Here is a 25,996-nt window from a genome sequence, read left to right as displayed (position 1 = left end):
AAAGTCCGACAGGTTGCCGACGCTTTGCAGACCAGCTTTTTATCAGTCCCGAAGGTAGTCCACGCGGGCGTCTCCGGCGCTCATTCCCTCAGAGCCGCGATCAAAGCGCAGGTACGCAATCGCACGGCCCTTTGACTGGGTATAGAGCGTCCCCGCCGCTTTCCCATGCGCATCAATAGGCGTGCCCACGGGGGCCTCTCCCTTGACGTCAACCAAGGTAAGTCCTTTGCGCAGCTCGGTTTTATGCTTCATGCGGGCGGTGACCTCTTGGCCCACATAGCAGCCTTTTCGGAAGTCCACGCCCTGCAACCGCTCAAAGCCCACCTCTAGGATGAAGCTGTCATCAGGGATCAACTCGACGCCGATTTCGGGGATGCAATGGGCCACGCGGATGGCATCCCAATCCACATCCGTCTGCGCCTCAAACGCAAACCCCGCCCCATACCCCCGCCACCCCATCGCCTCATGACGAGGATCGATGAACGCGCCTTTCGGGATGTCGCCAACCCCGCGGGTCACATCCGCGTCAAGCTCTGCCAGTTTCACATCAGCGCGCAATTTGTAGAAGGTCAGGCGGCGCATCAGGGCCTCACCATAGGCCGCCGCGACGTCGATCAAAATCGCCTCACCCCAAGGCACAAGGAAAAAATCCACCTGAAACTTGCCCTGAGGGGTCAAAAGTGCCGCATAAACCAAGCCATCCGAGAGCTTTTCCAGATCATTGGTCACCAGACCTTGCAAGAAATCCACGCGGTCAGTTCCGGTTACTTCGATCAACATGCGTTTACTATCTGACATTCCGGCACCTCATACATTCTTAACCCTGTTATATAGGTGGCGGGCGCGGTTATAACAGCCCCGATATGACCGCACCATTTTCCATAGTGATCCCGACCCTGAATGCCGCCGCAGATTTGCCCGCGACAGTGAACGCCCTGTTGCCGGGGCTAGAGATGGGGATGATCCGCGATTTGATCGTCTCGGACGGGGGCAGCACCGATAACACCTTGGAAATCGCCGAGGAAGCAGGGGCGGTCATAGTGAATGGCCCCAAAGGGCGGGGCGGGCAACTGCATCGCGGGGCCACGGCCTCGAAGGGCGAATGGCTGATGTTCTTGCACGCGGACACCCAACTTGCCCCCGATTGGGTTGGGGCGGCCGCCTTGCACCGCACGGAGCATCCCAACCTTGCCGCCGCGTTTCGGCTGAAATTTCGCGCCAAGGGTGTCGCGCCCAAGCTGGTCGCCTTTTGGGCCAATTTGCGCAGCGCGACGTTGAACTTGCCCTATGGGGATCAAGGCTTGCTGATGTCGCGGGCACTCTATGATTATTCAGGGGGCTACCCTGATCAGTCGTTGATGGAGGATGTGGCGATGGCACGGGCCTTGAAAGGGCGCATCCGGTTGCTTGACACTCACGCGGCGACGGGCGCGGAGCGCTATGAAAACAACGGATGGTTTCGTCAAAGTGTGCGTAATTTCAGCACACTGACCCGTTACAGCTTTGGCGCAGACCCTGAGGCCTTGTCGAAGCGATATCACAAAGGTTGATTGACCAGCTCACCGAATGCGAATTGACGGGCTTGAGCCGCGTCTCTACCTCTTGTGAAATAGTTTTCCGTGCCGAGAGGTCTGTCTCATGTCCAATTCACCCAACCTGTCCCATGGTCGCCACACGCTGGCCATTCCTGGCCCATCGGTGATGCCGGATCGCGTGCTGCAAGCGATGCACCGCCCGGCGCCAAATATCTACACGGGCGAGTTGATTGACCTGAGCTATTCATTAATTCCGGACCTGAAGGCGGTGGCGCGCACGCAAGGCCATGTGGCGATGTATATCGGCAATGGGCACGCCGCGTGGGAGGCCTCCTTGGCTAATGTTTTGGAGGCCGGCGATAAGGTACTGGTACCCGGGGCAGCTCAGTTCTCCCTTGGGTGGGCTGAGACTGCGCGCAAACGTGGGTTGGTCGCCGAGCAGATGGATTTTGGTCGCCGCGCACCAATTGATCCGCAAGCGGTTGAAGATGCTCTTCGGGCGGACAATAGCCACGAAATCAAGGCTGTTTTGGTGGTTCAGACGGATACGGCCAGCTCTGCTCTGTCTGACTTGCCCGCCATCCGCGCAGCAATGGATGCGGCCGGTCACCCTGCGCTGTTGATAGTTGATAGCATTGCCTGTTTGGGCTGTGATGACATGCAGATGGACGCTTGGGGCGTCGATATTATGGTGACTGGGTGCCAAAAGGGGCTGATGGTTCCGCCCGGCATGTGTTTCGTGTTCTTCAACGATAAGGCCGCCGCTGCCCGTCAAAAGATGGAGCGCGTGTCTGGGTATTGGGACTGGCATCCACGGGCCAACCCCGAGAGGTATTACGAAATGTCTTGCGGCACGGCGCCGACGCATCACCTTTACGGGCTACGTGTGGCGCTTGATATGATTGTGCATGAGGAGGGCGTGGAGAACGTGCTGGCTCGACATGCAACCCTTGCGCGTGCGATTTGGGCGGCTTGCGAGGTTTGGGGGCAGGGCGGTCCGCTTGAGTTGAACATGACTGATCCGGCGACACGTAGCCACGCGGTGACTTCCCTTCGCATAGGCGCGCCGCACGGCACGGATTTGCGCAACTGGCTGACCTCGCAGGCAGGGGTTACCTTGGGCATTGGTCTGGGCATGTCGACAGAGGACGATCCCATGTCTGACGGCTTCTTCCGCATCGGTCACATGGGCCATGTGAACACACATATGGTGATGGGCACGCTTGGCTCGATTGATGTGGCGTTGAAGGCTTTGGATATCCCACATGGTGACGGCGCGTTGAGCGCCGCTGCACTGGTCTGCGCGGGGCAATAGCTGGCCCTATAAATAAAACGCCGCAACCGTTCGCCGGAATGAATACTTCAGCTATGGGCTTGTTCTAATCGATCAGCCCATTATCGGTCCAAGAGCAGCTATTCCCGTCTTGGAACCGCACGCAGAATCGCGTGAATAATCAGGCTAATGAATAATGAGACAGCGTAGCCGAACGCGGCCCATAGGATGAACAACCCTGTGAACAAAACCACATAGGCCATCACCAAAAACGGCATGGTGTAATCTTCTACTCTTCCTTGGGGCTGATAAGCCATCGCGTGTCCTCTCTTTGAGTGAGATTAACGTAGTTGAATGCAAAGAGAAGTCGCGATTTTGTTACTGTGCTGCGGCTAGGGCAATAGGTAGGGCGGTTTCCAGTAGCTCCATATCAGCAGCGGAGCCGCAACTTAAGCGAATGGCGCGGTCTTGCGGGGCGACAAATGGCATCCGCACGAACAGGCCTTGCTCTAACAAACTGGCGAGTACTTTGCGGGCGAATTCCCCGTCTTTGCCGCAGTCCACCGTTACGAAATTGGTGGCTGAGGGCAGGGGCGTCAGGCCATTATCCTGTGCGATTTTTGCAATCCGGTTTCGTGAGGCGGCGACTTTTTCTTGGATACCAGACAGGTAGTCCTGATCAGCGAGTGCCGCCAAAGCGCCTGCTTGGCTGATGCGGCACATGCCGAAGTGGTTGCGGATTTTGTTGAAGGCATTGATGGTCTCTGCCTCGCCCAAAGCATAGCCCACCCGTGCCCCCGCCATGCCGTGCCCTTTCGAGAAGGTGCGCATGCGAATGACGTTCGGGTTGGATAAATCCAACTCTGGTGCGGTGCCGTCCGGAGCCAGCTCGATATAAGCCTCGTCCAATATCAGCAGGCAATCATCGGGGACCGCGTCGATCATTCGTTGCACCGTGGTGGCGTCGTGCCAACTGCCCATAGGGTTGTCGGGGTTTGCGAAATATATCAGCCGAGCGTTCGTCTCTTTGGCTTTGGAAAGCAGCGCGTCCGGGTCTTCATGGTCGCCGATGTAGGGTACCATATGCAGCGCCCCACCGTATCCGGCGACATGGTAGTTGAACGTCGGATAGGCGCCCGCAGAGGTCACAACGGCGGTACCCCGTTCCACATAAAGGCGCACCAAATACCCCAACAGCGCATCAATGCCTTCACCAACCATGATGTTCTCGGCGTTGATCGCATGATGAGCGGCCAAGGCGTGGCGCAGATCGTAGCTTTCTGGGTCGCCGTATTTCCAAACATCGGCGGCTGCAGTTTGCATCGCGGAGATTGCCTTGGGTGAGGGGCCAAAGGTGCTCTCGTTGGCCCCAAGCCGGGCTTTGAAAGGAGCGCCACTGGAACGCTCCAACGCCTCTGGCCCTATGAAAGGAACGGCTGCGGGTAGACTGTCGGCGAGCGGGGTAAGAAACGGATTTTTCATGGGACTGAGTTTGATCGGGTTTCGCACTGGCTTGCAAGGGGGCAGGTGCATGCCCATGTCTATTAGACGGAGGGACCAACTATGCCACAACTCACTCGCCGCGGCTTCATGGCCGCCACTTTGGCCACAGGTGCTAGCCGCGCGGTGCCTATTGCCGTCAGGACACGTAAACCTCGCGTCATTCTGGAGCTGGTCTATGACAAGGCTCTTGGCATGATGCGCGCAGTGGAGCGCGTGGTTAGGTAACTCTGGCACAAGGGCCCATCTACTCCCGGCCTCGGACCATGAGCTTGGTCATTATAAGGATCGCTGACGGTCTTGCTCGGGAAGCGATATTGTCTCGCCGTTGAGCTTCATGCCGTAAAACGCGGACGAGATGTTCATGCGCCGCACAAGGCTATTCTCACGAGTTTTACGCGGTGATGCGCTGCGTCGATTAAACTATACGACCAAAGCGGCCAAGGCGGAGTAAGCATTCATCTTGGGTTTGGTGCCTGTGGTTTGCGATAACCCATTTGACTGCGTGTTGGAGCGCTCCGCAAAAATTGCGGCAAAAAGCCTAAGTGTAATTCGTGCGGGAAAGCGTTTGATTGATGGAGCGCAGACAGGCTCGAATGCGCGTGTTTAGATGGCGAATTCAGGTGAACAGTTGGTATTCGTAGAGAACCGGATCATATGGCGGCAGTGATAGGTGAAGTGTAGGCCTAATCTTCGAAAGAGGCGGCTGAGGCGTCCCCCAGCCGCGCTCCGAAGATCGCGCTTGGCGGTCTCCATCCGGTCCGGCCATCGGCTCTCCAGCCTGTACCGGACCTTGATTGGGCCACGATTCTCGTTTCCATTTGGTTAAAAATACTCAAGTTTTCCACCCGATGCAGGTGATAGATTTTGAGTATTTGGAACCAAATGGAAATATGAGCGCCTAGTCTAGTTCAGCCAGTCGCGCGAGAGCGGCTTTGAGTTTGCCTTCCTCGTCCTCGCGCGCGGCTAGGTTTTCTTGTGCTTCGGCGACCACTGCAGGGGGGGCGCTTTGGGCGAACTTTGGGTTGTTTAGTCTGCCGCGTAATCCGCCTAGTTCTTTGGCGAGTTTACCTAATGACTTTTCTAGGCGGGCTTTTTCGGCGTCGACGTCGATGATGCCTGCGAGAGGTAGCGCGAAGCTGCCGCCTGCCACAGGGATCGTGACCGAGCCTTTGGGAGATGCGCCTTCGGTGACGCCTTCTACGCGTGCGAGCTTTAGGATCAGCGCGGAGTTATTGGTGAAGGCTGTGCGGCCAGCGCCGTCTAGATCGACCTGAACCAGCGGCACTTTCAGGCCAGCGGGGACGTTCATTTCACCGCGTGCGGAGCGGACGTTTTCGATCAATGCGATGACCCAGTTCATTTCGACATCGGCGTTTTTGTCAATGAGTTCAGCGCCGTAGGTTGGCCATTCCTCATGCACCAGCATGTTGTCGCGCTTGGCAGTCTCGCCCCAGAGCTCTTCGGTGATGAAGGGCATAATTGGGTGCAGCAGGATCATGCATTGATCCAATACCCATGACATTGTCGCGCGGGTCTCGGCCTTCTCGGCGTCAGTACCATCGAGCAAAAGCGGCTTGGAGAATTCCACATACCAGTCGCACACCTTGCCCCAAACGAACTTGTAAAGCGCGTCGGCGGCGTCGTTGAAACGGTAGGCCTCTAGGGCCGCGTCGACGTCCATGCGGACCTTTGCGGTTTCGCCCACGATCCACTTATTTACCGTAAATTCGAGGTCTGCAGGCGGTCGGCTTTGCGTCGGCTTTGTGTCTGGCCCCGCGTAGGCCTCGTTCATCTCAGCAAAGCGGACGGCGTTCCAAAGCTTCGTGCCGAAGTTGCGGTAGCCCGCGATGCGCTGCATGTCGATTTTAAGCACGCCACCAAGCGAGGCCATCGCCGTGTTGGTGAAGCGCAGCGCGTCTGCGCCGTATTCGTCGATGATTTCCAGCGGGTCGATGACGTTGCCGGTGGATTTCGACATCTTCTTGCCCTTGGCGTCGCGCACGAGGCCGTGGAGGTAGACGGTGTCGAATGGGATTTCATCTACTACGGCGAGCTGCATCATCATCATCCGCGCCACCCAGAAGAACAGGATGTCTTGGCCGGTGATCAGCGTGGAGGTTGGGAAGTATTTTTGCAGCGCGTCGGTGTCTTCTGGCCAGCCGAGTGTGCCGATGGGCCAGAGGCCGGAGGAGAACCATGTGTCGAGGACGTCGGGATCGCGCCAAATTGGGATGAAATTAAGAGAACGAATAGACTGCTCAAGCATCTCAAGGTCATCGTCTTTCTTGTAACGATCGGCAATTCCCTGCAATTCTGTCAGCACCAATTGTGCTTCTTCAAAGCTAACGACCTTGGTTGGGATGCCGTATTTCTTGTAGATCTTTTTGTAGCGATCAGCTGCTTCATTGGGTACATGCGTGGGTTCGTCGCAATAAACCCATGGAGTGTCAAAGCCCGGTAATACTTCGCTGCTGACTTCCTTAGGGAAGATTGCGGGCCCATACCAAACCGGTATCTGATGTCCCCACCACAGCTGGCGCGAGATGCACCAAGGCTCGATGTTGTCGAGCCAGTTGTAATACACCTTCTCGCCGCTCTCGGGCATGATTTTGACGTCGCCATTGCGCACGGCATCCAGCGCGGGGCCGACGATTTTGTCTGTCTCCACGAACCATTGGTCCGTCAGCATCGGCTCGATCACCACTTTGGAGCGGTCACCGAAGGGCTGCATGATTGGCTTGTTCTCAACAAAGGGCACCAGCTTGGAGCTTTCTTCGCCGGTTTCCTCATCGATGACAGGGACGGACGTCATAACGGCTAGGCCTTCATCCGTGATATCTTGGATGACCTTTTTGCGCGCCTCGAAGCGGTCCATGCCGCGGTAGGCTTCGGGCACCATGTTCATCGCGGCGATCATGGCCTCGTCGAATTCCTGCTCGCCATTGGCGATGGCTTGGGCGGTGGCGGCTTCTTCGGCATATGGTTTGCCGTCGGCGCGTAGGGCGGCCTTCGTGTCCATCAGGTTGTACATCGGGATGCCGCCGCGTTTGGCGACTTGGTAGTCGTTGAAGTCATGCGCGCCGGTGATTTTAACCGCACCGGAGCCGAAATCCTTGTCGGGGTATTCGTCGGTGATGATCGGGATCAGGCGGCGCAGCTCTTTCGGGCCAACCGGAATTTCGCAAAGTTTCCCGACGATTGAGGCGTAGCGTTCATCAGACGGGTGAACGGCCACAGCCCCATCACCCAGCATGGTTTCTGGGCGTGTGGTGGCGATGGAGATGTAGTCGCGGGTCTCGCGCAGGGTCTCATTGCCGTCTTCGTCTTTCTCGACATATTCATAGGTTTCGCCACCGGCCAGCGGGTATTTGAAGTGCCACATGTGACCGGGGGTCTCGATGTTTTCGACCTCCAGATCGGAAATCGCGGTCTCGAAATGCGGGTCCCAATTGACGAGGCGCTTGCCGCGATAGATCAGACCCTTGTTGTACATCTCAACGAAGACCTTGATGACGGCATCGTGGAAGTTGCCTTCCTCACCTGCGGGCGCACCGGGGGCGCCGGACATGGTGAAGGCCTCGCGCGACCAATCGCAAGACGCGCCCAATCGCTTGAGCTGATCGACGATGATGCCACCGGATTCAGCCTTCCAGTCCCAGACTTTCTCGAGAAATTTTTCGCGACCCATGTCGGTGCGCTTTGGCTCACCCAATTCGGCCAGCTTACGCTCCACCACCATTTGGGTGGCGATGCCCGCGTGGTCGGTGCCCGCCTGCCAAAGCGTGTCATAGCCTTGCATGCGTTTCCAGCGGATCAGGATGTCCTGCAGCGTGTTGTTGAACGCGTGGCCGATGTGCAAAACGCCGGTGACATTTGGGGGCGGGATCATGACCGAGAAGGTTTCCGCCCGCTTGGCATTTGCGCCTGCGGTAAAGCAGCCGGCGGCCTCCCAAGCTGCGTATAAACGGCTCTCGGCCTCGGCTGCGTTAAATGTCTTTTCCATCGCCATGATCTTCGTCCTCATATCGGGTTGAGGATCATGTACCGAAGCCTAGGCGCGAGGGAAAGGGGCAGCGGCTAGATCAACGCGTAGATTGCGAGGACGGCCAGCGCGATGTTGGACAGGAGGCCGCCGACATACATCAACGTGCGTGGCCCCCCCGCGACCTTGCCGACGCCGGAATAATAGACAGCCCAGAAGGCCAGCCGGAAGATTACATACGCCACCGCCAGCAGGTTTACCGTGGCCGCGGCGGCCCCCGCCACCACCGCCATGAGCAAGGCGAAGCCAAAGGCAGGCAGGTTTTCAACCGTGTTGCCATAGGTTCGCAGCGCCCGAAAGCTAAGCTTGGAGTGGTTGTGTTTGAGCGGCTCGCCTGGGATTTGCTCCTCATTGACGAACGCCAGTGGGGCGCTCAAAAAGGACTGTATCAGCGCGATGAGGGACGCTACCGCCAAACACACAAGGGCGATCTTATAGGCGGCGAGGGCGGGGTAGAGGTCCAATAGTGTTTCCATATCTGCGGTCCTACATGTCCATGTCGAGGGTTTGAGCGACCTCGAGGGTGCCGCCTGCGCTGAGGTGGGGACAGGGTTTGGCCATCTCTATGGCAGCCTCGATGCTGTCGGCCTCTAGGATCGTTATGCCGGCCAGTGGGTTGCTGCCACCGTCGGGGGTGACGCTTTGGTCGGCGTGGATGGTGTGGGAGGGACCAACTGCATGGCCGGGATCGATGACCGCGTCGCCGAGGCCATGCATCCATGCCTTCCATGCAGTCATGTGGTCCATGCCGTCCTCTTTGGATTCAAATTGCGGGCTGCCGTGATAGGCCAGTACGAACTTAGGCATCTGTTTCTCCTCTGGATGTTTGCGTCGTGGGGGCACAATTGCACCGATCTAAATATGTTAAAGAACATTTTAAAAATATTGTTAGGCTAGACCGGACACAGGAGATTGCAGATGCCGTACAGCAAAGAACACACACGGAAAACAAGAGCGAGTATCATCGAGTCGGCGCGTATTTTGTTCAATGTCCATGGCTTTCAGAGCGTGACCATTGACATGGTGATGAAGCGGGCTGGGCTAACGCGGGGCGGATTCTACACCCACTTCAAGAACAAGGAAGAGTTGTTCGCAGCCGCGATTTCCAGCTTCTTGATGGGGCGGGGCGCGCAATGGCGGGATGAGGCGGGGATCGACGTGACCCAAATGCGGGCTGAGACGGCGGAGCAGATGATTTCCAGCTACCTGTCGGACGCCCATTTGGGGGATGTTGAGGACCAATGCCCGATGATTGCCCTGCCGTCCGACGTGGCCCGCAGCGGGGATGAGGTCAAAGGAGCTTATCAGGAATTGCTTACGGCGATGGTTTGGTTGTTCGAGAGCAGTTTGGAGGCGAAGGGGAAACCCGACCGCAGCAAAGCGCTATCGCTTGCGGCCACCTGCGTTGGAGGCATGATTTTGGCGCGGACGTTGCCCGATTCAGCCTTGGCCGAGGAGGTGCGCGCGGCGGCCTTGGCCTCCGCGCTGGCATAGGAGGCTGGTATAGAGAGCTAGTTGCGCGAGGCGGCTTTCTTCATCTGGGATTTGGTCGCGGGCACAAAGGCTTGCGGTCCCTTGGCGACGCTCCCGTGGAGGCTTTCAGAGGGGTCTTGACCCACCACACGGGCGCGACGTTGCCAGAACAGCTTGCCCCATTGGCGCCACGTGCCAACAGAAGGCGCGTCCACGTCGCGCGGGAACCTTGCGCGCCAACCGTCGGGCAGGGGCAAGCCGCAGTCTTCGGCCTTCTCCAGCATCCAGACCAGCGGGATATTGGCCAAGGGGCGGGACTTGTTGTAGCCCATCAAATGCCCGCCGATGTCGCCATGCGCGCCTTTGAACCAGACTTGTTCCAACACGCCCTTATAGCCCTCGCGGCTTTTCCACAGGACGGGCTCAAATATCTGGCGGGTCTCGTTCAACGCCAAGGCATGATAGCCGTGCTTGACCGAGCACCCGAGTGCATGGTCGTGGAACTCATGCTCCACTGGAGAGAAACGCCACAGCAGCGGGGCGCGGAACCCTAAGGCGCGCACCGTGTCCCAAATACCGATCATTTCGATGTTGGCGTCGTCGTGGCAAAACTGTTTGCGAAATTCCCTCGCGGCGTCAGACCCGCGCGAACGGCGGTAATGGCGGTAGGCTTGGCGTACGTTGCGTTCAGTGGCATCTTCAGCGCGCAGCAGACCGACCTGATCAATAACCCCCGCAAGGCTGCGCACGGCATAGGCCCCGCGCGAATACCCAAACAAAAAGATGCGGTCACCCGGGCGATACCGCGAGGCAATGAAGCCATAAGCGGTGCGGATTTGGCGGTTGATGCCTACGCCCGCCATCACATCTATGACGTGGCGCAAGCCCTGCCATTGGATGCCTGCTTGGTAGTTCAGCGACAGCGCTTTGTTGGGGGCCATTTCAGAGAGCATGCGAAAAGTTGTGCCTGCATGTGTCTCAAACCCGCGATCCATGGAGGACATAGTCCCGTCAAGGATGATGACGTGAGTAACCGGCCCGCGCGGGCCTTTCGGGTGAACGGATTGCGGCATGGGGCCAAAGCCCACCATTGATTTCAGGCGGTTGGACATAGGGCGAACGTATCCGCCAAGCCTTTCCATTCCCTTATACCAACGCACTTTGCTCTCTCCAGTTTTACGGTTTCCCTCACATTAGGAAGAACCGCGTGACGCTTCCAGTAAAGGACGGTCACATATTTCTCATAGGTGTTACAGTCGCCCAAATGTCAAGAATGTTCCAGCGCGGATATCGCCTCAATGTGAAGGTAAGGCTCTGTATCCTTTAGTGATAAGCACCATTCCCACGCCAAGCAGCCCCAAGCCGCTGATGTGTTCTATGTTCAATTTAGGCGAGGCAACTTTGCGAAACGTCCCCATCGCCAGCATCGCATAGCCCAAGATGAACGCCGCATCGAGGGCCACGAAGACCGCACCATAGATCAGGGATTGGGTGACCACGTTCAGCTCTGGCGAGATAAAGCCTGGGAACAATGCGACGAAAAACACGATGGCTTTGGGGTTGGTGACGCAGGAAAAGAAGCCCGCGAAGAAGGTGGCGCGGGTTGCGATCTGCGGGGGGGTATCGCCGTGTTTAACCGACCTCAGTGAGCCCCACGCCATATAGAGGATGAACATGCCGCCTGCCATTTGCAGGTAAGGCAAGATCACCTCCGACAGGCCAATCAATGTTTGCAGACCAATGACCGAGATGACGATATGCACGACCGATCCCGTCGCGTCACCTGCCACGGTGGTTAACGCGGCCCGTGGCCCGTAGCGCACCGCTTGCGAAGAAGCCAAGGCGACCGCTGGGCCGGGGGTGGCCACGATCAACATGGTTGCGGCAAGGAAGCTGAGAAACAAGACAGGATCCACTTAGGAAATCTCCTTTGGGCGCTATTGATCGGCGCCTTTGTTCAACATCTGCCACACACGCTGTGGGGTAAAGGGCATGTCGGCTTTACGCACGCCGTGGTCCCACATGGCATCAAGGGCCGCATTGGCGACGGCGGCCAAGGCGCCCACGGTGCCAGCCTCGCCGCAGCCCTTCATGCCCAGCACATTCGCGGTGGATGGCACAGGTTCCGAGTGGAAGTTGACCATCGGGACATCCGCCGCACGGGGCATGCCGTAGTCCATGAAGGTCGCGGTCAGAAGCTGGCCAGTCTCATCATAGACGACATGCTCTGAGATGGCCTGACCGATGCCTTGCACCACGCCGCCGTGAACTTGGCCTTCCGCCATCATCGGGTTCATCAAGACGCCAAAGTCGTCGACCACGGTGTATTTGACCACCTGCGTCTCGCCGGTGTCTTGGTCGATCTCCACCTCGGCCACGTGGCAGCCGTTGGGGTAGGAACGCCCGGGCAGGGTGGTGTTGGCGGAGATGCTCAGAAGGTCGTCGCGGTTTTCATTACGCGCGATGTCTGCGGCCTCGATCAAGGTCATGACGGTGTTGGAGCCATCGCTGCGGAAGGCGCCGTCGGTGAAGGCCACCTCCTCGACGCCAAAATGGTCGGCCACGAAGGGGCGGTACGCCTCGACGGTTTTCTCAGCCACCGCCTTGTTGGCCGTCCCTTGTGTGGTGACAGACCGCGACCCGCCCGTGCCGCCGCCCGTGGCGATGCGGTCGCTGTCGCCTTGGATGATGTCGATCAGTTCGGGGTCGATGCCTGTGTATTCATGCAGCATCTGCGCATAAACGGTCTCATGCCCTTGGCCGTTGCTTTGGGTGCCTACGAAGAGGTTAACGCGCCCTGTGTCTGCGAACTCTATATGGGCGGTCTCATTGGGGCTGCCGAGGATGCTTTCGATGTAATAGCACAGGCCCAAACCGCGCAACTTGCCCGACTGGGCGGATATGGCTTTGCGGGCTGTAAACCCTGTCAAGTCTGCCTCGACCTCCGTGCGCTTCAGAACCTTGTGGAAGTCGCCCACGTCGTACAGCTCGCCCGTGACGGATGTGTAGGGGAATTGATCCGCCGCGATGAAATTCTTGCGGCGCAATTCCAGCGCGTCGACGCCCAATTCGCGGGCGGCGTAATCTATCGCGCGTTCCAGCACATAGATCGCCTCGGGGCGGCCCGCGCCGCGGTAGGCATCTACCTGAGTGGTGTTGGTGTAGATGCCTTGATTGGAGAAATAAGCCGCCTGCACGTCATAGACCCCCATCAAAACCTTGGAGGCCAGATCGCTTTGGATGAACTGCGCGAACCCCGAGTTATACGCACCCATGTTGCTGACGGCGTTGACGCGGTAGCCGGTGATCTTGTGGTTTGCGTCAAAGGCCAGCTCCGCCGTAGAGACCAAATCGCGCCCGCCGTTGTCTGACAGCATGGCCTCCGTGCGTTCCGCCTGCCAGCGCACGGGGCGGGCAAGTGTTTGGGCGGCTTGGGCCACGAGGAAATACTCGGGGTAGTCAAACGCCTTCATGCCGAAGCCGCCGCCCACATCGGGGGTGGTGACGTGAATGCTGTCTTTGTCGATCCCTAGCGTTGATGCGAGCGTTCCCTTCAGCCCCCACACCCCTTGGCCAGAGTATTCCATCCGCAAGCGCCCGTCTTGTGGTGCTGCCCAACAGCCGCGTGGCTCCATCGAGTTGGCGATGATGCGATTGTCGGTGATGTCCATTTTGGTGGTGAAGGCGGCGGCGTCAAAGGCGGCTTGGGTTTTCTCGGCGTCGCCGATGCCCCAATCGTAGGCCACATTGTCGGGGGCCTCGGGGTGGATTGGCACGCCCCCTTGGGCGAGGTCCATATGCACGTCGAGATCGTTGTAATCAAAGTCGATCAACTCTGCGGCGTCTTTGGCCTGCTCTGGGCTGTCGGCGATAACCATCGCGATGGCTTCGCCCACAAAACGCACGCGGCCGGTGGCCACGATGGGGCGCACAGGGGCCGCGCCCTTGCTGCCATCGCGGTTGGTGATGAGGGAGGCGTTCATGGCGTTGGTGCCGCCTGCGGCTTCAAAGCTGTCGGCGGTGAGGACCAAATGCACGCCGTCTGCGGCCTTTGCCTCGGTGACATCAAGTGTTGTGATCTCGGCATGTGCGACGCTGGAGCGGAACACATATGCATGGAGCGCACCCGCTGGCACCGTGTCATCAAGGTAGCGCCCGTCACCTGTTAGGAACCGCGTATCCTCGCGGCGTCTAACGGGTTGGGATGTGCCGAATTTGCTGTTGGCGAGGGTCATGAGCGGGGCCTCCGAATTATATCTCGCCCGACAGTAGCGGTCGCGGTGGTACTGTCCAGTCCCGTTAAGCCCGACTATGTGCCGCGCGGCTTGGCACGTAACGTTGGGTCGGCCACGGTGGGGTCTTCGGGCCAAGGGTGGCGCGGATATTTCGCGCGCATATCCTTACGCACATCCGCATAAGAGCCGGACCAAAACCCCGGTAAATCCGTGGTGACCTGTACGGGGCGCGAGGCGGGGGACAGCAATGTTATCTTGAGCGGCAGGCGATCGGGTCCTGTGCGCGGGTGCTCGGTGACGCCAAACATTTCTTGCAAGCGCACCTCTAGGGCAGGGGCACCGTCCGCGTAATCCAGCGCCAAGTCGCGCCCCAAGGGGGTGGTGAATTTCGCAGGCGCGCCTGCATCAAGCAGTTGCATCTGGTCCCAGTCCAGCCCCGCACGCAGGGCCTCGGCCACGTCCACGCCTTTGAGCTCCTCAACCGAGCGCACACCTTGCAGATAGGGCAGAAGCCAGCCTTCCAAGCTGTCCAAGAGCGCGTCGTCAGACCAATCGGGCAGTCCATCGCGCATGTATAAAACCCGTGCACGTAGGTATTTGGCGGGTTTGGACCATTTCAACGCGCCCAGCCCCAATTGGCGCACACCCTCCAGCATGGCTTGGGCGACATGGGCGGGGTCGGCGTCTTTCCATGTGCGGTCATCCAAGGTCAACGCGCCGAATCGTTCCTGCCTGCGGGCCAAGACCTTGCGGTCACGTTTGGACCATTCGCACAGCTCCACCCAGTTGATCTGCGGACCATAAAGCGCGCGCAATTCGCCCTCGCTTATGGCGCAGGCCAGCCGCACGCGGGCCTCGCGGGCGTCACCGTCCAGATCAAGGGCGACGACCAAGCGCTGACCGGCCAAGCTGTCGCCATTGTCGAAGATTGCGCCTTTGCCGCCCGACAACACGTAACGCGCATCTTTGCCCGCACGGCGCAGGCCGACGCGGTCGGGGTAGGCGAGGGCGGCCATCTCGCCCAAGCCGCGCTGGGTGTCACCGGCAAAGCGCCTCAGGCGTTTCGCTTCGGCGCGCACACGCTCCACCACGCCGCGATTGGCGTGGGGTGGCACGGAGCCGCCCAACAGCTTCATCCGCGCGGCCACATCTGCACCCGCATTGCGCCCCAAAGGATCGCGCTCCCCTAGAAGGGCTGCAAAGGCGGGGCCGTTCGCGCCGGAATTCGCCAGCATATGCCCCAAGCGCGGATGCAGCGGCATTGCGGCCAAGGCGCGGCCGTGGTCGGTGATGCGGGGGCCTTCAAGTGCGCCGAGCATTTCGAGCAATGTCGTCGCCTCGTTGAACGCGTTTTCGGGCGGGGGTGTTAGGAAGGCGAGGTCTTGCGGAGCGGCCCCCCAATTGGCCAGCTCAAGCGCCAAGGCGGTCAGGTCTGCGGCCTCGATTTCGGCGGGGGGGAAGGCGGGCATGGCCCCTTCTTCGGCGCGGGTCCACATGCGGTAGCATATGCCCGGCTCCACACGGCCAGCGCGGCCTTGGCGTTGGGTGGCCTCGGCGCGGGACACTTTTTCTGTCACCAATCGCGACATGCCGGAGCCTGGATCAAACCGCGCACGGCGGGCGCGGCCTGTGTCGATGACGACGCGGACGCCCTCGATTGTTAAAGAGGTTTCCGCGATGGAGGTGGCGAGCACGATTTTGCGCGCCCCATCTTCAGGGGTGATCGCCGCGCGTTGCTCCTTGAACGGCAGCGCGCCAAACAGCGGCCGCACCACAGCCCCTTTGGGTAGGTTCAGCGCATTCATCACGCGGCGGATTTCGCCTTCACCGGGCAGGAATACCAGCACGCCGCCGGTGGTCTCGGATACGGCTTGGTTGATCAGGTCGACGGCTGCGGTCTCGAAGCGGGTGTCTTTGTGGGTGGGGCGGTCCAGCCAGCGGGTCTCCACCGGATGCGCACGCCCGTCAGACGTCACGATGGGCGCGTCATCTAGCAGCTTGGCCACGGGGGCGGCGTCGAGCGTGGCGGACATCACCATCAGCTTGAGGTCGGGGCGCAGGGCCTCGCGGGCCTCCCAGACCAAGGCTAGCCCAAGATCGCCATTCAAAGACCGCTCGTGGAATTCGTCGAACACCACACAGCCGACGCCCGACAATTCGGGGTCACCTTGTATCATGCGGGTCAGGATGCCTTCGGTCACCACCTCGATGCGGGTGGCCTTGGAGGTCTTGGCCTCGCCGCGCATCCGGTAGCCCACGGTTTGGCCCACCGGCTCATTCAAGGTTTGCGCCATGCGCTCGGCGGCGGCGCGCGCAGCTAGGCGGCGGGGCTCTAGCATGATCAACCGGCCCTCAAAGGCGCCGGCCTCCAGCAAGGCCAGCGGCACGCGGGTGGTTTTTCCCGCACCGGGTGGGGCTTGTAAGACGCAAACGCCCTGATCGGTCATGTGACCGACAAGGGCGTCTACTACATCTTCAATCGGAAGGCTCATGCCCCCGCTTACCCTGCATTCACGCGAAGGTCTATTTCCGCTTCATCACCGCAGTGCCGTAAAGCGACTGGGTGACCACTTTTTCCACGCGGTAGCGGCCGTCGGCGGTCTTGGCGTAGAACAGGTTGAAGGGGAAGCGGGTCTTCTCCGCCATGTCTTCGGCTGAAAATCCCGCCAAACGGCGGTATTCGCCGTCGCATTTGATCATATCGCCATCGGCACGCGGACTGCTTAGCTTCACCTGCGAGCGGCGTTTGCCGTCGTACATTTTGACATCCAGTTTGCAAACTTGGGCTTCGCCCACATCGCGAAAGGCGGCGTAGAGTGCAGTCATCGGGTCTACGGTGCCCTTTTGGGTGGAGGGTTTCACGCCGTTGGGTGTGGACACATAGTCTGACACCGTGGGCACGCCGCCTTTATAGCTCATAGAGGAGCTGGATTTGCGCTTGCCGGTATCGGCCTTCTCGTCATAGCGCGTGGGGCTGAAACGGTTGCCTTTGACGCGGCCACTGGTGCTGGCGGAGTATTTCACCTTGGCGACCAAGCCGACCAATCCGCCGCTTTGCAGCACGCCAGATGCCTTGTAGGAGCCTCCGCTCTCTTGGCCTTTGACGGTCAATGTACCCGCTGTTAGCCCCCGAATGGAGACCGAAAACTTCGCGTCCGTCGATCCGTCAGCCGCAGCCATTTGGGGTGCGGTCAGCGCCAGTGTTAGTGTTAGGGGCAGGGCGCAAATGCCCAAAATCTTGATAAACTGCTTCATATCTTAGCCTCGTTGCATCACTTATGCGTCTCAGACATATTGGCCCCAGAACCCACGGTTAACACCCCCCGATTGCGGGGAAACAAGCGAAAGATTGCCCAGCCTTGAAACATATTGACGATATGGCATTGAAGATACGGGCAGGTGACCGGCGGGCTTTGGCGCGGGCCATAACACTTGTGGAGAGTGCGCGGGATGATCACCGCGACCAAGCTTTGGCCTTGATAAGCAAGCTGCGCGAGGATGCGCCGCAAGCGTTGCGCATTGGGTTGTCGGGCACGCCGGGGGTGGGGAAATCCACGTTCATTGAAGGCTTCGGTCTGCACCTCACGGGGCAGGGCCTGCGGGTGGCGGTGCTGGCCGTTGATCCTAGCTCTACCCGCTCTGGTGGGTCGATTTTGGGGGATAAAACCCGCATGGACCTGCTGTCGCGTGATCCAAATGCGTTTATCCGCCCCTCGCCGTCGCAGTCGCATTTGGGAGGCGTGGCGCGTCGCACTCGCGAGGCGGTGACCCTGTGCGAAGCGGCTGGCTTTGACGTCGTGTTGATTGAAACCGTCGGCGTCGGCCAGTCTGAGACCATGGTGGCCGAGATGGCGGACCTGTTCATATTGCTACTGGCCCCTGCGGGCGGGGATGAGTTGCAAGGCGTGAAGCGTGGCATCATGGAGATCGCGGACTTGATCTTGGTGAACAAGGCGGACGGCGACTTGAAGCCGGCGGCGACCCGCACGCAGGCAGATTACGCCGGTGCGCTGCGTCTTTTACGCAAGCGGGTGCAGGATCCCGATGGCTTCCCCAAGGCGCGGATCGTGTCGGCCCTAACGGGGTTGGGGTTGGAAGACGCTTGGGGGGACATGCAAACCCTAAGCGACTGGCGCAAAGAGCACGGCCATTGGGACACGCGGCGTAAGGCGCAAGGCGTGCATTGGTTTGAGGAATCGGTCCGCGCAGGGCTGTTGGCGCGGATCAATGCGGACGAATCCGCCATTGAAGCGATGCGCCTTTTGGCATTGGATGTCTCTGAGGGGCGTTTGTCGCCGGATCATGCGGCTGCAAAAATGCTCGATGGCTTGGCGTAATCGGGCTTTTGGGGCAGGCTCAGCGCTGGATTGGGCAGTTGTGGGGCACATCCGTCAGAAACAGGGTGCTTCCAGCGCCAAAAGGCCTTTTCTGCCCTTGACCCTCTAAGAATCTCCGCCTATTCCACGCAGACCGAATTCAGGGCATCGTATGTGCGGTGCCTTCACTTGTTTAAGACCGGAAGGAAACGCATATGTCGCGCGTCTGTGAACTCACTGGCAAGGGCCCGATGGTCGGCAACAATGTCAGCCACGCTAAGAACCGTACTCGTCGTCGGTTTTTGCCGAACCTGAACGATGTTACTTTGATGTCCGAGACCCTGGGTCGCGGCTTCAAGTTCCGCATCTCCGCTGCTGCGCTTCGCACAGTGGATCACCGCGGTGGCCTCGACAGCTTCATGGCAAAGTCGAAAGACACAGAGCTGTCCACGAAGGCTCTGAAAGTCAAAAAAGACATCGCGAAAGCCCAAGCAGAAGCTTGAAGCTAACGCACATCGCTTTGAAGCGGCCTCGCCTGAATGGGCGGGGCCGTTTTCGTTTGTGTAGTTCGCGGCGTTCGGGGACAGACAAGCTTGCGTGATGCGGCAATTGGCGTGTTGGCTCCGACCCTTAAGGGCATTACTGATAGCGTTATGAGACTTATCTCTCGCCTATTTACGGCACTTCTGGTGCTCACCATGATTGCTACCACGGGATCGATGGCGGCAATGCGCGACAGTACGTCTGGCGCGCAGGCTATGGTGATTTGCAACGGTGCTGGGTTGCAGACGATCCTGATCGATGCCGATGGTGAGCAAGTAGATCCCGCGCCGATCTGTCCAGACTGCACCATGGTGCACGTGCATGCGGCGACAAGCGCTCCTGAACTGGTTCTTCAAGGTGAGGTTCGCAAGTCTGAGTTGGATTTGATGGCTCACAGTCAGCCCTATATCCGGCACAGTTACTTGGCCTTGAAAGCCCGTGCGCCGCCGATTGGCTGAATTGATCTACGCGACTTAACCAAATCGACAATCAATCAGACGAAAGGACATGGTCTATGTCTTTGAAACTTATTTCTTCGGCCTTGTTGGCCGCCACGCTTTCCACTGCAGCCTTTGCGGATCAAGGTGCCATCAAGGTCACGGATTCATATGCGCGCAGCGCCACGGCAAACGCCAAGACAGGGGCAGCGTACATCACGTTGATGAACACAACCGAACAGGACGACCGGCTGTTGAGCGTGTCCTCATCGGCTGCCCAACGGGTGGAGCTACACACCCACAAGGTAGACGACGGCATCGCGCGGATGTTGCACGTAGAAGAGGGCTTCCCGATTGCGGCAGGCGACATGATCGACATGAACCGCGGTGGCAATCACGTGATGTTTATGGGCCTGAACGGGGCATTTGAGCAGGGCGCATTGGTGCCAGTGACCTTAAGCTTCGAGAAGGCCGGAGACATTGAAGTCATGGTGCCAGTTGATCTGGAGCGGAAGCCCAAAGAAGGGCACTCTGGGCATGATCATAGTGACCAAAGTGGCCACGATGATCATAGCGGGCACGCTGACCACTGACTTTGTGAAGACGTGAATGTTTAGGGGCGGCTCTCGGGTCGCCCTCGCTCGTGTTATCTTGGTGAGATGCCATTGGTGACCGATGGTGTTGTCTCTTGATTTTTTTAAAATTTTATCACAAATTGAAGACTAGCTGGGGAGCTATATCTGTGAATATTAAAGTGCTATTTGCCTGCTTAGGCAATATTTGTCGCTCGCCTTTGGCCGAGGGCATATTGAGATCAAAAGCCAATACGTCGAAGCTCGATCTTATCGTCGACAGTGCCGGAACCGGCGGTTTTCACATTGGTGATCCGCCGGATGCTCGGGCCATAGTTGCCGCGAGGCTTAAGGGCTATGATGTCCAAAATTTTGTCGCTCGCGTGATCGATGTGAACGACTTTTACAAGTTCGATTTGATCGTAGCGATGGATGAAGGTAATCGCGAAGACATTGAGGCTTTGCGCCCTGAAGGGGTGCTAACTCCTGTTGTGCTGATGTCGTCCTTTGCCAAGGATGCAGGCCCTGTTGAGGTGCCTGATCCATACTACACCGGCAAATTTGAACCAGTAATAGCGCAGCTTGAAGCCTGTTGTGATGGGTTGTTATCTCAGCTCTTGGCGCGGCAATAGCTTGCGGCGTTAGAGCCAAATTCTTTGTAGCGCTTCCAGAATTTCTCGTGGCTGCGGTTGTCGGACTGACGGATAACCTGTGCCCGATGGGGGTCTTTGAAGAAGGTGGCTGCCAGTCTTTGATCCCCTGAATCCAAGGTCAGGTCGGCAACTTGTTGTACGCAGTTGCACAAGGATCTTGATACCGCCTTGCGATCTGACTTTAAGCACGCCCGCTCGATTTGGTCCGCACTCGCGACCCCGCCGGCTGAAACACTCACCACTAGGGCTATAGCCGCAAACTTAAAGGTCATTATTCTGCTCCACCTTAGGCGCGAATTTTTCTGCGCTCTGTATTTATGCAGATCATAAGACAAACGCCGTAGAGAATTCAATCTCCACGGCGTTCACAATTTCGATGAGTAGGTCGTTTAGTTGTGTGGCAGGTTTGAACCTAGTGCCAGACCGTTAGTTCCTTGTGTCCCGCGTAGTGCAGGGAAGTTCTCGACGAAGATCTCTACGACGGGCGCAACTTCCGATCCAGCTCCGTGTTTTTCGCGAGGAAAAATCTTGGTGTCAGTTTCATTGAAGCCGGCGTGGCGAACAACTTCGGCATGGTTGAATTTCCCGTGCCGGCGAACTTTAGTCAAATCAACGCCATGGCCGTTGGGCCGATAGTTGATCGGCGTGGTGAAGCTGCCAACGGTTTTCGTGTTGGTGTGGGTATGGGGGTAGATGGCTTGATCGCCAGCAAGTGCGGGGGCGGCAGCCAGAAGAGTTACAGAGGTAAGTACATATCGAAACATTTATAAACATCCTTTGGAAATGTCAGGTGCTGCAGATGCCTTAGTAATCTATTAACGTCTTGAAATCGTCAAGTTTTCGCCATTTTTCAAGATGTTACGTCTATATATGGTGCCGCGTGAGCGTCAAAATGCCACCATGAGTATGATTGTTTCCCTTGGGGCAACGGCGAGCGGGATAGAGATCAATTCCGTGAGTAGACTGATTCTCTCGTATGCGAGCGGTGTTCGCCATAAAGCGGGCGTCGATGACTGCTCTGGAATTGGGGGCAACACTCCAAGCTTGGCCAGTTGTGGCCCGAGGACATCCTTGGATTAACGATTGTCTCAATTGGGGCCGCAAGATCGACGCAACCCATTGACCAGCCCTTGTTTCCAACGCATATCCCTACCCATGACCGAGCTTTCAAAAATCCGCAATTTCTCCATCGTGGCCCACATTGACCACGGTAAATCCACGCTGGCCGATCGCCTCATCCAAGAGACGAACACTGTCGCCGAACGCGACATGAAGGACCAGATGCTCGACAGCATGGATATCGAGCGCGAACGCGGTATCACGATCAAGGCCCAGACGGTGCGGATCGACTATAAGGCCGACGATGGAGAGGATTATGTTCTCAACCTGATCGACACACCCGGTCACGTGGATTTCGCCTATGAGGTGTCCCGCTCCATGCGCGCGGTTGAAGGCTCGCTGCTGGTGGTCGATAGCTCTCAGGGCGTCGAGGCTCAAACGCTGGCCAATGTGTATCACGCTATTGAGGCGGATCATGACATCGTGCCGGTTCTCAACAAAATCGACCTGCCCGCCGCCGATTGTGACCGCGTAGCCGAGCAGATCGAGGACGTCATCGGAATCGACGCCACTGACGCCATTCAGGTGTCCGCCAAGACGGGGCAGGGCATCCATGAAACACTTGAAGCCATTGTCACTCGTTTGCCGTCCCCTGAGGGCGTGCGCGATGCGCCGCTAAAGGCGATGCTGGTGGACAGTTGGTACGACAGCTACCTCGGCGTGATCGTGCTGGTGCGCATCATCGATGGTGTGCTGAAACGCGGCGAGCGGATCAAGATGCTCTCCAACGGCTCCACCCACCATGTGGACCGCATCGGGGTGTTTAAGCCCGAGCTGACGGATATCGCAGAGCTTGGGCCAGGCGAGTTGGGCTTCCTGACCGCCTCCATCAAGCAGGTGCGCGACACCCGTGTGGGCGACACCATCACCCACGAGAAGAAGGGCACCGATGTGGCCCTTGATGGCTTTAAGCCGTCGCAGCCTGTGGTGTTCTGTGGCTTGTTCCCCGTGGACTCCGCACTGTTCGAAGACCTGCGCGATGCCATCGAGAAGCTGGCGTTAAATGACGCCTCGTTCAGTTTCGAGATGGAGACCTCCGCCGCCCTTGGTTTTGGCTTCCGCTGTGGCTTCCTTGGGTTGTTGCACCTTGAGGTGATCCGCGACCGGATTGAGCGCGAGTATGACATCGATTTGATCACCACCGCGCCGTCGGTGATTTACCACGTCTACATGCGCGGTAAGGACGGGGAGGTCGGCGAGAAAATCGACCTGCACAACCCTGCGGATATGCCCGACCTGACCCACGTGGACCATCTGGAGGAGCCGCGCATCAAGGCGACGATCCTTGTGCCGGATGAATACTTGGGCGACGTCCTCAAGCTATGCCAAGACCGCCGCGGCATTCAAGAGGACCTGACCTACGCCGGTTCGCGCGCGATGGCTGTGTATGATTTGCCTCTCAATGAAGTTGTGTTCGACTTCTATGATCGCCTGAAATCCGTAACAAAGGGTTACGCGTCCTTCGATTACCAAATGACGGGCTACCGCGAGGACCGTTTGGTCAAGATGCAGATTTTGGTGAACGACGAGCCGGTGGATGCGCTGTCGATCATGGTGCACCACGACCGCGCCGAGCAGCGGGGCCGCGCGATGGTCGAGAAGCTCAAGGACCTGATCCCGCGTCACATGTTCAAAATCCCGATCCAAGCCGCCATCGGTGGCCGCATCATCGCCCGCGAGACGCTGGCCGCCATGCGCAAAGACGTGACCGCCAAATGCTACGGCGGCGACGCGACGCGTAAGAAGAAACTGCTGGAGAAGCAGAAGGCGGGTAAAAAGAAGATGCGCCAGTTTGGTAAGGTGGATATCCCGCAGGAAGCGTTTATTAGCGCCTTGAAAATGGACAACTAAGGCTGTTCAGTTTTAGTGCGGGTAGGCTGCAGCGTTTTGCTTGCAAAGCGCTTGCGTGCGCGGTCAAATAGCGACGGATAGTTAAGGCTAGGCGTGTAGAATTTGCACAGATTATATTTGGACGAAGTCGGTACAGACGATTTAAGTTGCTTGGATCAGGATAACCATCGATATTTGAGCCTGACTGGTGTGATGGTTAACTTGAACCATGTCGACGAATTCTTAAATCCGCAGTTGCGATTGATAAAAAATACTATTTTTGACTGCGATCCTGATGAAGTAATCCACTTTCATAGATCTGACATTGTCCGCCGAAAGAAAGTATTTGGTCAACTGAATGACAATGCCAAACGGGCATCATTTGACGATATGATGTTGAATTTCATTAGGAGTGCGGAATATCGCGTGATTACCGTCGTCATAGATAAACTAGCTATGATCCAACAAAATCATTGGGAAAGCCGACACCCGTATCACTATCTTCTTGAAATTTTAGTCGAGAAATATGTCCAACTTTTGGAGAGGGTGCAAGACTTTGGCGATATAATGCCGGAAGCTAGGCAAGGCAAAAAGGACACTGCTTTGCAGCAGGAATTTACGCGATTGTGGGAAAATGGTACAAGATATCGTGAGCCGGCCCTCGTGCAACGGAGGTTGAAGGCCAAATCACTTAAGTTTCGAAGAAAGACCGACAATGTTTCGGGGCTGCAGTTATGTGATCTAATCGCACACGGAAGTCATATGCATGTAAGGAGTATTCAAGGACATGCAGTCGAACTCGGGCGGTTTTCTGAAACTATTAGAAATGTGCTGGTGGCTCATAAATACGACCGCTCAAACAATGGGCGCATTGATGGATACGGCTTTAAGTACTGCCCATAACAAAAATGGAGCCGCTAGGGCTCCATCCGGTGGATTGTGTACCATCTTCTACCAGCCGCCGAAGCACTGGGTTGACTGATATATGGGCTCAATAGGTGAACAAGTCAATAATCATCAAGATGTACGGTGAATTCTCAAGCAAGGTTAGACTCAGTTAACATCCCCCCACCTAAAACGCCCGCTTAACCGCCCGCGCGGCACCGCTTACGTCTTCACCGATTCCCTCAACCGTCTCGCATCCGGCCAGCGCTAGGGTCGCGGCCAGACATAGTATTCCTATGCGTTTCATCTGCTCTGCCTCTTGGTTTTTGTTATTTTGCGCAAGTCTACCAAGGCGAGGGCGGTGCTGCTAGCGGGGGCGTGGTGTTCGGCCCAATCCCGCCTAGCTGCCCAAATAGACGCGCACCGCCGCCTCGAACTCGCGTGGCTTTTGGGCGTGTAGCCAATGGCCAGCGTCTGGAATTTTGGCGAATTTAGCATGTGGGAACAGCGACTTGATCGCGGGTCGATGGGCGGGCAGCACATAGTCGGACGCCGCCCCCGACAAGAACAGCGCGTCCCCGTCGAACTGACCTGTTAGATCTGGAAAGCCCACGATTTTGTCCATCTCGGCCGTCAGCACATCCAAATTCAACCGCCATCCCTTTGCGGGCACATCCACCGATTGGGCGATAAACTCGGGCACGCCAGCCTCCAACCCCGTGAGCTGCGGCAACACGTCGGAGCGGCGCTCAACGTTTGTGAAATCCACGCGGCGCATGGCCTCAATCGGGCCCATTTGCGTGTGGACATAAGCGACGGGGGCGATATCCGCGACGATCAGTTTGTTAACCAATTCGGGCCGTGTGGCAGCCAGCACCATCGCGGCCTTGCCCCCCATGGAATGCCCCAATACGTCCACCGGCGCGCCGATGTCTTCGATCACCTGCGCCAGATCGGCGGCCAGATCGTCGTAGCTGTGGCTGTCGCTCCAAAAACTATGGGCGTGGTTGCGCATGTCGACGGTGATGACCTGTCCGCGATCCGACAGGCGTTTGGCGATGACGCCCCAATTGCGCCCCGACCCGAACAGGCCATGGGCGATTAACAGAGGCTTTGCGGCACCAGCCGTGCCAAATGTGGTATAGTTAAGCATAGACAAAGCCCTAGCAGCTTCCCGCCGCCCGTGAAAGTGGTCTAAGGAGGGGCCATGGAAAAGGTCGTCGTAGAACAATTGATCGAGCGGGTTTCAGCGCTGCTGCGTGAAAAGCTTGGCATTCGGGGGGTGTCACTTGAGGCACGAGTGCGGCGCGCGGGGCGCAGTTTGCCCCGCCATGTGCGCCATGCCGCTAAAGAGTTGGTGAACGCTGAAAGCATGTCTCATGACCCCCTGATGCTGCGCCGTTTGGACGGAATGCGGATCAGTGCGGCCTATGATATTTGCGTCAAACATCTTGATGGAATTGACGAAAAGGCCAATAAATCAAAGGCCGTGTTCGGATTTGCCGCCACATTTATCGTGCAGATTTTCGTAATTGCAGGCATCGCCATCGCGGTGATGAAATGGCGCGGCCTGATTTAAC

At 57.9% G+C, this 25,996-nt stretch carries 27 protein-coding genes; 12 read left to right on the top strand and 15 right to left on the bottom strand.

Translation table 11 applies throughout. The annotated features are described in order from the left end of the window. Positions 1-42: 42 nt before the first annotated feature. Complete coding sequence (locus ABJN86_RS12060; RefSeq protein WP_348367421.1) at positions 43-798, bottom strand: folate-binding protein; 756 nt, start codon at positions 796-798, stop codon at positions 43-45. Between the two features lie 65 nt (positions 799-863). Between ABJN86_RS12060 and ABJN86_RS12055 the strand changes: the two genes are divergently transcribed. Next, entirely contained in the window at positions 864-1,550 is a 687-nt protein-coding gene (locus ABJN86_RS12055) for a TIGR04283 family arsenosugar biosynthesis glycosyltransferase (RefSeq protein WP_348367419.1), read from the top strand. Positions 1,551-1,638: 88 nt separating this feature from the next. After that, positions 1,639-2,850, top strand: coding sequence for an aminotransferase class V-fold PLP-dependent enzyme (locus ABJN86_RS12050; RefSeq protein ID WP_348367417.1), 1,212 nt, complete (start codon positions 1,639-1,641; stop codon positions 2,848-2,850). Positions 2,851-2,948: 98 nt separating this feature from the next. Here ABJN86_RS12050 and ABJN86_RS12045 read toward each other — a convergent pair whose 3' ends face one another. Together ABJN86_RS12045 and ABJN86_RS12040 are read right to left on the bottom strand one after the other, a co-directional pair. After that, positions 2,949-3,125 (bottom strand): hypothetical protein, encoded by a 177-nt coding sequence (locus ABJN86_RS12045; RefSeq protein WP_348367416.1) that lies wholly within the window; start codon positions 3,123-3,125, stop codon positions 2,949-2,951. A gap of 61 nt (positions 3,126-3,186) precedes the next feature. Further along, positions 3,187-4,290: a pyridoxal phosphate-dependent aminotransferase gene (locus ABJN86_RS12040; RefSeq protein ID WP_348367414.1), complete on the bottom strand. Its 1,104-nt coding sequence runs from the start codon at positions 4,288-4,290 to the stop codon at positions 3,187-3,189. 81 nt (positions 4,291-4,371) lie between these two features. Here ABJN86_RS12040 and ABJN86_RS12035 point away from each other — a divergent pair, with 81 nt between their 5' ends. Continuing rightward, positions 4,372-4,536, top strand: coding sequence for a Tat pathway signal protein (locus ABJN86_RS12035; RefSeq protein WP_348367413.1), 165 nt, complete (start codon positions 4,372-4,374; stop codon positions 4,534-4,536). Between the two features lie 673 nt (positions 4,537-5,209). Here ABJN86_RS12035 and ABJN86_RS12030 read toward each other — a convergent pair. The 3 genes from ABJN86_RS12030 to ABJN86_RS12020 form a co-directional block, all read right to left on the bottom strand. After that, on the bottom strand, positions 5,210-8,320 hold the full coding sequence (locus tag ABJN86_RS12030) for a valine--tRNA ligase (RefSeq protein WP_348367412.1): 3,111 nt from the start codon (positions 8,318-8,320) through the stop codon (positions 5,210-5,212). Between the two features lie 68 nt (positions 8,321-8,388). Next, positions 8,389-8,829 carry an MAPEG family protein gene (locus tag ABJN86_RS12025; RefSeq protein ID WP_348367410.1) on the bottom strand — a complete coding sequence of 147 codons (441 nt, stop codon included), beginning with the start codon at positions 8,827-8,829 and terminating at the stop codon, positions 8,389-8,391. 10 nt (positions 8,830-8,839) lie between these two features. Continuing rightward, entirely contained in the window at positions 8,840-9,160 is a 321-nt protein-coding gene (locus ABJN86_RS12020) for a hypothetical protein (protein WP_348367409.1), read from the bottom strand. Positions 9,161-9,271: 111 nt separating this feature from the next. Here ABJN86_RS12020 and ABJN86_RS12015 point away from each other — a divergent pair, with 111 nt between their 5' ends. Further along, a complete protein-coding gene (locus ABJN86_RS12015; protein ID WP_348367407.1) occupies positions 9,272-9,847 on the top strand; it encodes a TetR/AcrR family transcriptional regulator in 576 nt (191 codons plus the stop codon). Between the two features lie 17 nt (positions 9,848-9,864). Here the strand turns inward: ABJN86_RS12015 and ABJN86_RS12010 are convergent, their stop codons facing one another. The 5 genes from ABJN86_RS12010 to ABJN86_RS11990 form a co-directional block, all read right to left on the bottom strand. Then, a complete protein-coding gene (locus tag ABJN86_RS12010; RefSeq protein ID WP_348367675.1) occupies positions 9,865-10,917 on the bottom strand; it encodes a DUF2235 domain-containing protein in 1,053 nt (350 codons plus the stop codon). Positions 10,918-11,121: 204 nt separating this feature from the next. Then, the gene (locus ABJN86_RS12005; RefSeq protein ID WP_348367406.1) at positions 11,122-11,742 is read right to left on the bottom strand and encodes a LysE family translocator; all 621 of its coding nucleotides are present in this window, start codon (positions 11,740-11,742) and stop codon (positions 11,122-11,124) included. Between the two features lie 21 nt (positions 11,743-11,763). After that, positions 11,764-14,061: a xanthine dehydrogenase family protein molybdopterin-binding subunit gene (locus tag ABJN86_RS12000; RefSeq protein WP_348367404.1), complete on the bottom strand. Its 2,298-nt coding sequence runs from the start codon at positions 14,059-14,061 to the stop codon at positions 11,764-11,766. 74 nt (positions 14,062-14,135) lie between these two features. Then, positions 14,136-16,553, bottom strand: a complete 2,418-nt coding sequence (gene hrpB / locus ABJN86_RS11995) for an ATP-dependent helicase HrpB (protein WP_348367402.1) — start codon at positions 16,551-16,553, stop codon at positions 14,136-14,138. A gap of 31 nt (positions 16,554-16,584) precedes the next feature. Then, positions 16,585-17,316, bottom strand: coding sequence for a DUF3108 domain-containing protein (locus tag ABJN86_RS11990; RefSeq protein ID WP_348367401.1), 732 nt, complete (start codon positions 17,314-17,316; stop codon positions 16,585-16,587). Between the two features lie 122 nt (positions 17,317-17,438). Between ABJN86_RS11990 and meaB the strand changes: the two genes are divergently transcribed. The 5 genes from meaB (at position 17,439) to ABJN86_RS11965 (ending at position 20,561) form a co-directional block, all read left to right on the top strand. After that, positions 17,439-18,398 carry a methylmalonyl Co-A mutase-associated GTPase MeaB gene (meaB, locus tag ABJN86_RS11985; RefSeq protein WP_348367674.1) on the top strand — a complete coding sequence of 320 codons (960 nt, stop codon included), beginning with the start codon at positions 17,439-17,441 and terminating at the stop codon, positions 18,396-18,398. Positions 18,399-18,592: 194 nt separating this feature from the next. Further along, complete coding sequence (gene rpmB / locus ABJN86_RS11980) at positions 18,593-18,880, top strand: 50S ribosomal protein L28 (RefSeq protein WP_348367399.1); 288 nt, start codon at positions 18,593-18,595, stop codon at positions 18,878-18,880. A gap of 150 nt (positions 18,881-19,030) precedes the next feature. Continuing rightward, positions 19,031-19,378 (top strand): DUF2946 family protein, encoded by a 348-nt coding sequence (locus ABJN86_RS11975; protein WP_348367397.1) that lies wholly within the window; start codon positions 19,031-19,033, stop codon positions 19,376-19,378. Positions 19,379-19,434: 56 nt separating this feature from the next. Then, complete coding sequence (locus ABJN86_RS11970; RefSeq protein ID WP_348367395.1) at positions 19,435-19,950, top strand: copper chaperone PCu(A)C; 516 nt, start codon at positions 19,435-19,437, stop codon at positions 19,948-19,950. Positions 19,951-20,099: 149 nt separating this feature from the next. Continuing rightward, complete coding sequence (locus ABJN86_RS11965) at positions 20,100-20,561, top strand: low molecular weight protein-tyrosine-phosphatase (protein WP_348367394.1); 462 nt, start codon at positions 20,100-20,102, stop codon at positions 20,559-20,561. Here the strand turns inward: ABJN86_RS11965 and ABJN86_RS11960 are convergent. After that, positions 20,540-20,854, bottom strand: coding sequence for a hypothetical protein (locus tag ABJN86_RS11960; protein ID WP_348367393.1), 315 nt, complete (start codon positions 20,852-20,854; stop codon positions 20,540-20,542). The genes ABJN86_RS11965 and ABJN86_RS11960 overlap by 22 nt on opposite strands. A 117-nt stretch (positions 20,855-20,971) precedes the next feature. Then, positions 20,972-21,346, bottom strand: a complete 375-nt coding sequence (locus ABJN86_RS11955) for a hypothetical protein (protein WP_348367391.1) — start codon at positions 21,344-21,346, stop codon at positions 20,972-20,974. A gap of 391 nt (positions 21,347-21,737) precedes the next feature. Between ABJN86_RS11955 and lepA the strand changes: the two genes are divergently transcribed. After that, positions 21,738-23,552 carry a translation elongation factor 4 gene (gene lepA, locus ABJN86_RS11950; RefSeq protein ID WP_348367390.1) on the top strand — a complete coding sequence of 605 codons (1,815 nt, stop codon included), beginning with the start codon at positions 21,738-21,740 and terminating at the stop codon, positions 23,550-23,552. A 117-nt stretch (positions 23,553-23,669) separates the two neighbouring features. Then, positions 23,670-24,434: a DUF3800 domain-containing protein gene (locus ABJN86_RS11945; RefSeq protein WP_348367388.1), complete on the top strand. Its 765-nt coding sequence runs from the start codon at positions 23,670-23,672 to the stop codon at positions 24,432-24,434. 169 nt (positions 24,435-24,603) lie between these two features. Here the strand turns inward: ABJN86_RS11945 and ABJN86_RS11940 are convergent, their stop codons facing one another. Together ABJN86_RS11940 and ABJN86_RS11935 are read right to left on the bottom strand one after the other, a co-directional pair. Beyond that, the gene (locus tag ABJN86_RS11940; RefSeq protein WP_348367386.1) at positions 24,604-24,723 is read right to left on the bottom strand and encodes an entericidin, EcnA/B family; all 120 of its coding nucleotides are present in this window, start codon (positions 24,721-24,723) and stop codon (positions 24,604-24,606) included. 93 nt (positions 24,724-24,816) lie between these two features. After that, positions 24,817-25,569, bottom strand: a complete 753-nt coding sequence (locus tag ABJN86_RS11935; RefSeq protein WP_348367384.1) for an alpha/beta fold hydrolase — start codon at positions 25,567-25,569, stop codon at positions 24,817-24,819. Between the two features lie 54 nt (positions 25,570-25,623). Between ABJN86_RS11935 and ABJN86_RS11930 the strand changes: the two genes are divergently transcribed. Then, entirely contained in the window at positions 25,624-25,995 is a 372-nt protein-coding gene (locus ABJN86_RS11930) for a hypothetical protein (RefSeq protein ID WP_348367382.1), read from the top strand. Position 25,996 lies beyond the last annotated feature (1 nt).

The sequence above is a fragment of the Litoreibacter sp. genome, assembly GCF_039974535.1.
Taxonomy (GTDB): Bacteria; Pseudomonadota; Alphaproteobacteria; order Rhodobacterales; family Rhodobacteraceae; genus Litoreibacter.
Note: the sequence above shows the minus strand (reverse complement) of the source record. Positions and strands in the feature narration are given on the sequence as shown.

What these genes read in the sequence shown, in the direction of transcription:
- ABJN86_RS12060 (WP_348367421.1), bottom strand. Translation starts at nt 798, where the DNA reads ATGTCAGATAGTAAACGCATGTTGATCGAAGTAACCGGAACTGACCGC.
- ABJN86_RS12055 (WP_348367419.1), top strand. Translation starts at nt 864, where the DNA reads ATGACCGCACCATTTTCCATAGTGATCCCGACCCTGAATGCCGCCGCA.
- ABJN86_RS12050 (WP_348367417.1), top strand. Translation starts at nt 1,639, where the DNA reads ATGTCCAATTCACCCAACCTGTCCCATGGTCGCCACACGCTGGCCATT.
- ABJN86_RS12045 (WP_348367416.1), bottom strand. Translation starts at nt 3,125, where the DNA reads ATGGCTTATCAGCCCCAAGGAAGAGTAGAAGATTACACCATGCCGTTT.
- ABJN86_RS12040 (WP_348367414.1), bottom strand. Translation starts at nt 4,290, where the DNA reads ATGAAAAATCCGTTTCTTACCCCGCTCGCCGACAGTCTACCCGCAGCC.
- ABJN86_RS12035 (WP_348367413.1), top strand. Translation starts at nt 4,372, where the DNA reads ATGCCACAACTCACTCGCCGCGGCTTCATGGCCGCCACTTTGGCCACA.
- ABJN86_RS12030 (WP_348367412.1), bottom strand. Translation starts at nt 8,320, where the DNA reads ATGGCGATGGAAAAGACATTTAACGCAGCCGAGGCCGAGAGCCGTTTA.
- ABJN86_RS12025 (WP_348367410.1), bottom strand. Translation starts at nt 8,829, where the DNA reads ATGGAAACACTATTGGACCTCTACCCCGCCCTCGCCGCCTATAAGATC.
- ABJN86_RS12020 (WP_348367409.1), bottom strand. Translation starts at nt 9,160, where the DNA reads ATGCCTAAGTTCGTACTGGCCTATCACGGCAGCCCGCAATTTGAATCC.
- ABJN86_RS12015 (WP_348367407.1), top strand. Translation starts at nt 9,272, where the DNA reads ATGCCGTACAGCAAAGAACACACACGGAAAACAAGAGCGAGTATCATC.
- ABJN86_RS12010 (WP_348367675.1), bottom strand. Translation starts at nt 10,917, where the DNA reads ATGGTGGGCTTTGGCCCCATGCCGCAATCCGTTCACCCGAAAGGCCCG.
- ABJN86_RS12000 (WP_348367404.1), bottom strand. Translation starts at nt 14,061, where the DNA reads ATGACCCTCGCCAACAGCAAATTCGGCACATCCCAACCCGTTAGACGC.
- hrpB (WP_348367402.1), bottom strand. Translation starts at nt 16,553, where the DNA reads ATGAGCCTTCCGATTGAAGATGTAGTAGACGCCCTTGTCGGTCACATG.
- ABJN86_RS11990 (WP_348367401.1), bottom strand. Translation starts at nt 17,316, where the DNA reads ATGAAGCAGTTTATCAAGATTTTGGGCATTTGCGCCCTGCCCCTAACA.
- meaB (WP_348367674.1), top strand. Translation starts at nt 17,439, where the DNA reads ATGGCATTGAAGATACGGGCAGGTGACCGGCGGGCTTTGGCGCGGGCC.
- rpmB (WP_348367399.1), top strand. Translation starts at nt 18,593, where the DNA reads ATGTCGCGCGTCTGTGAACTCACTGGCAAGGGCCCGATGGTCGGCAAC.
- ABJN86_RS11975 (WP_348367397.1), top strand. Translation starts at nt 19,031, where the DNA reads ATGAGACTTATCTCTCGCCTATTTACGGCACTTCTGGTGCTCACCATG.
- ABJN86_RS11970 (WP_348367395.1), top strand. Translation starts at nt 19,435, where the DNA reads ATGTCTTTGAAACTTATTTCTTCGGCCTTGTTGGCCGCCACGCTTTCC.
- ABJN86_RS11960 (WP_348367393.1), bottom strand. Translation starts at nt 20,854, where the DNA reads ATGACCTTTAAGTTTGCGGCTATAGCCCTAGTGGTGAGTGTTTCAGCC.
- ABJN86_RS11955 (WP_348367391.1), bottom strand. Translation starts at nt 21,346, where the DNA reads ATGTTTCGATATGTACTTACCTCTGTAACTCTTCTGGCTGCCGCCCCC.
- lepA (WP_348367390.1), top strand. Translation starts at nt 21,738, where the DNA reads ATGACCGAGCTTTCAAAAATCCGCAATTTCTCCATCGTGGCCCACATT.
- ABJN86_RS11940 (WP_348367386.1), bottom strand. Translation starts at nt 24,723, where the DNA reads ATGAAACGCATAGGAATACTATGTCTGGCCGCGACCCTAGCGCTGGCC.
- ABJN86_RS11935 (WP_348367384.1), bottom strand. Translation starts at nt 25,569, where the DNA reads ATGCTTAACTATACCACATTTGGCACGGCTGGTGCCGCAAAGCCTCTG.
- ABJN86_RS11930 (WP_348367382.1), top strand. Translation starts at nt 25,624, where the DNA reads ATGGAAAAGGTCGTCGTAGAACAATTGATCGAGCGGGTTTCAGCGCTG.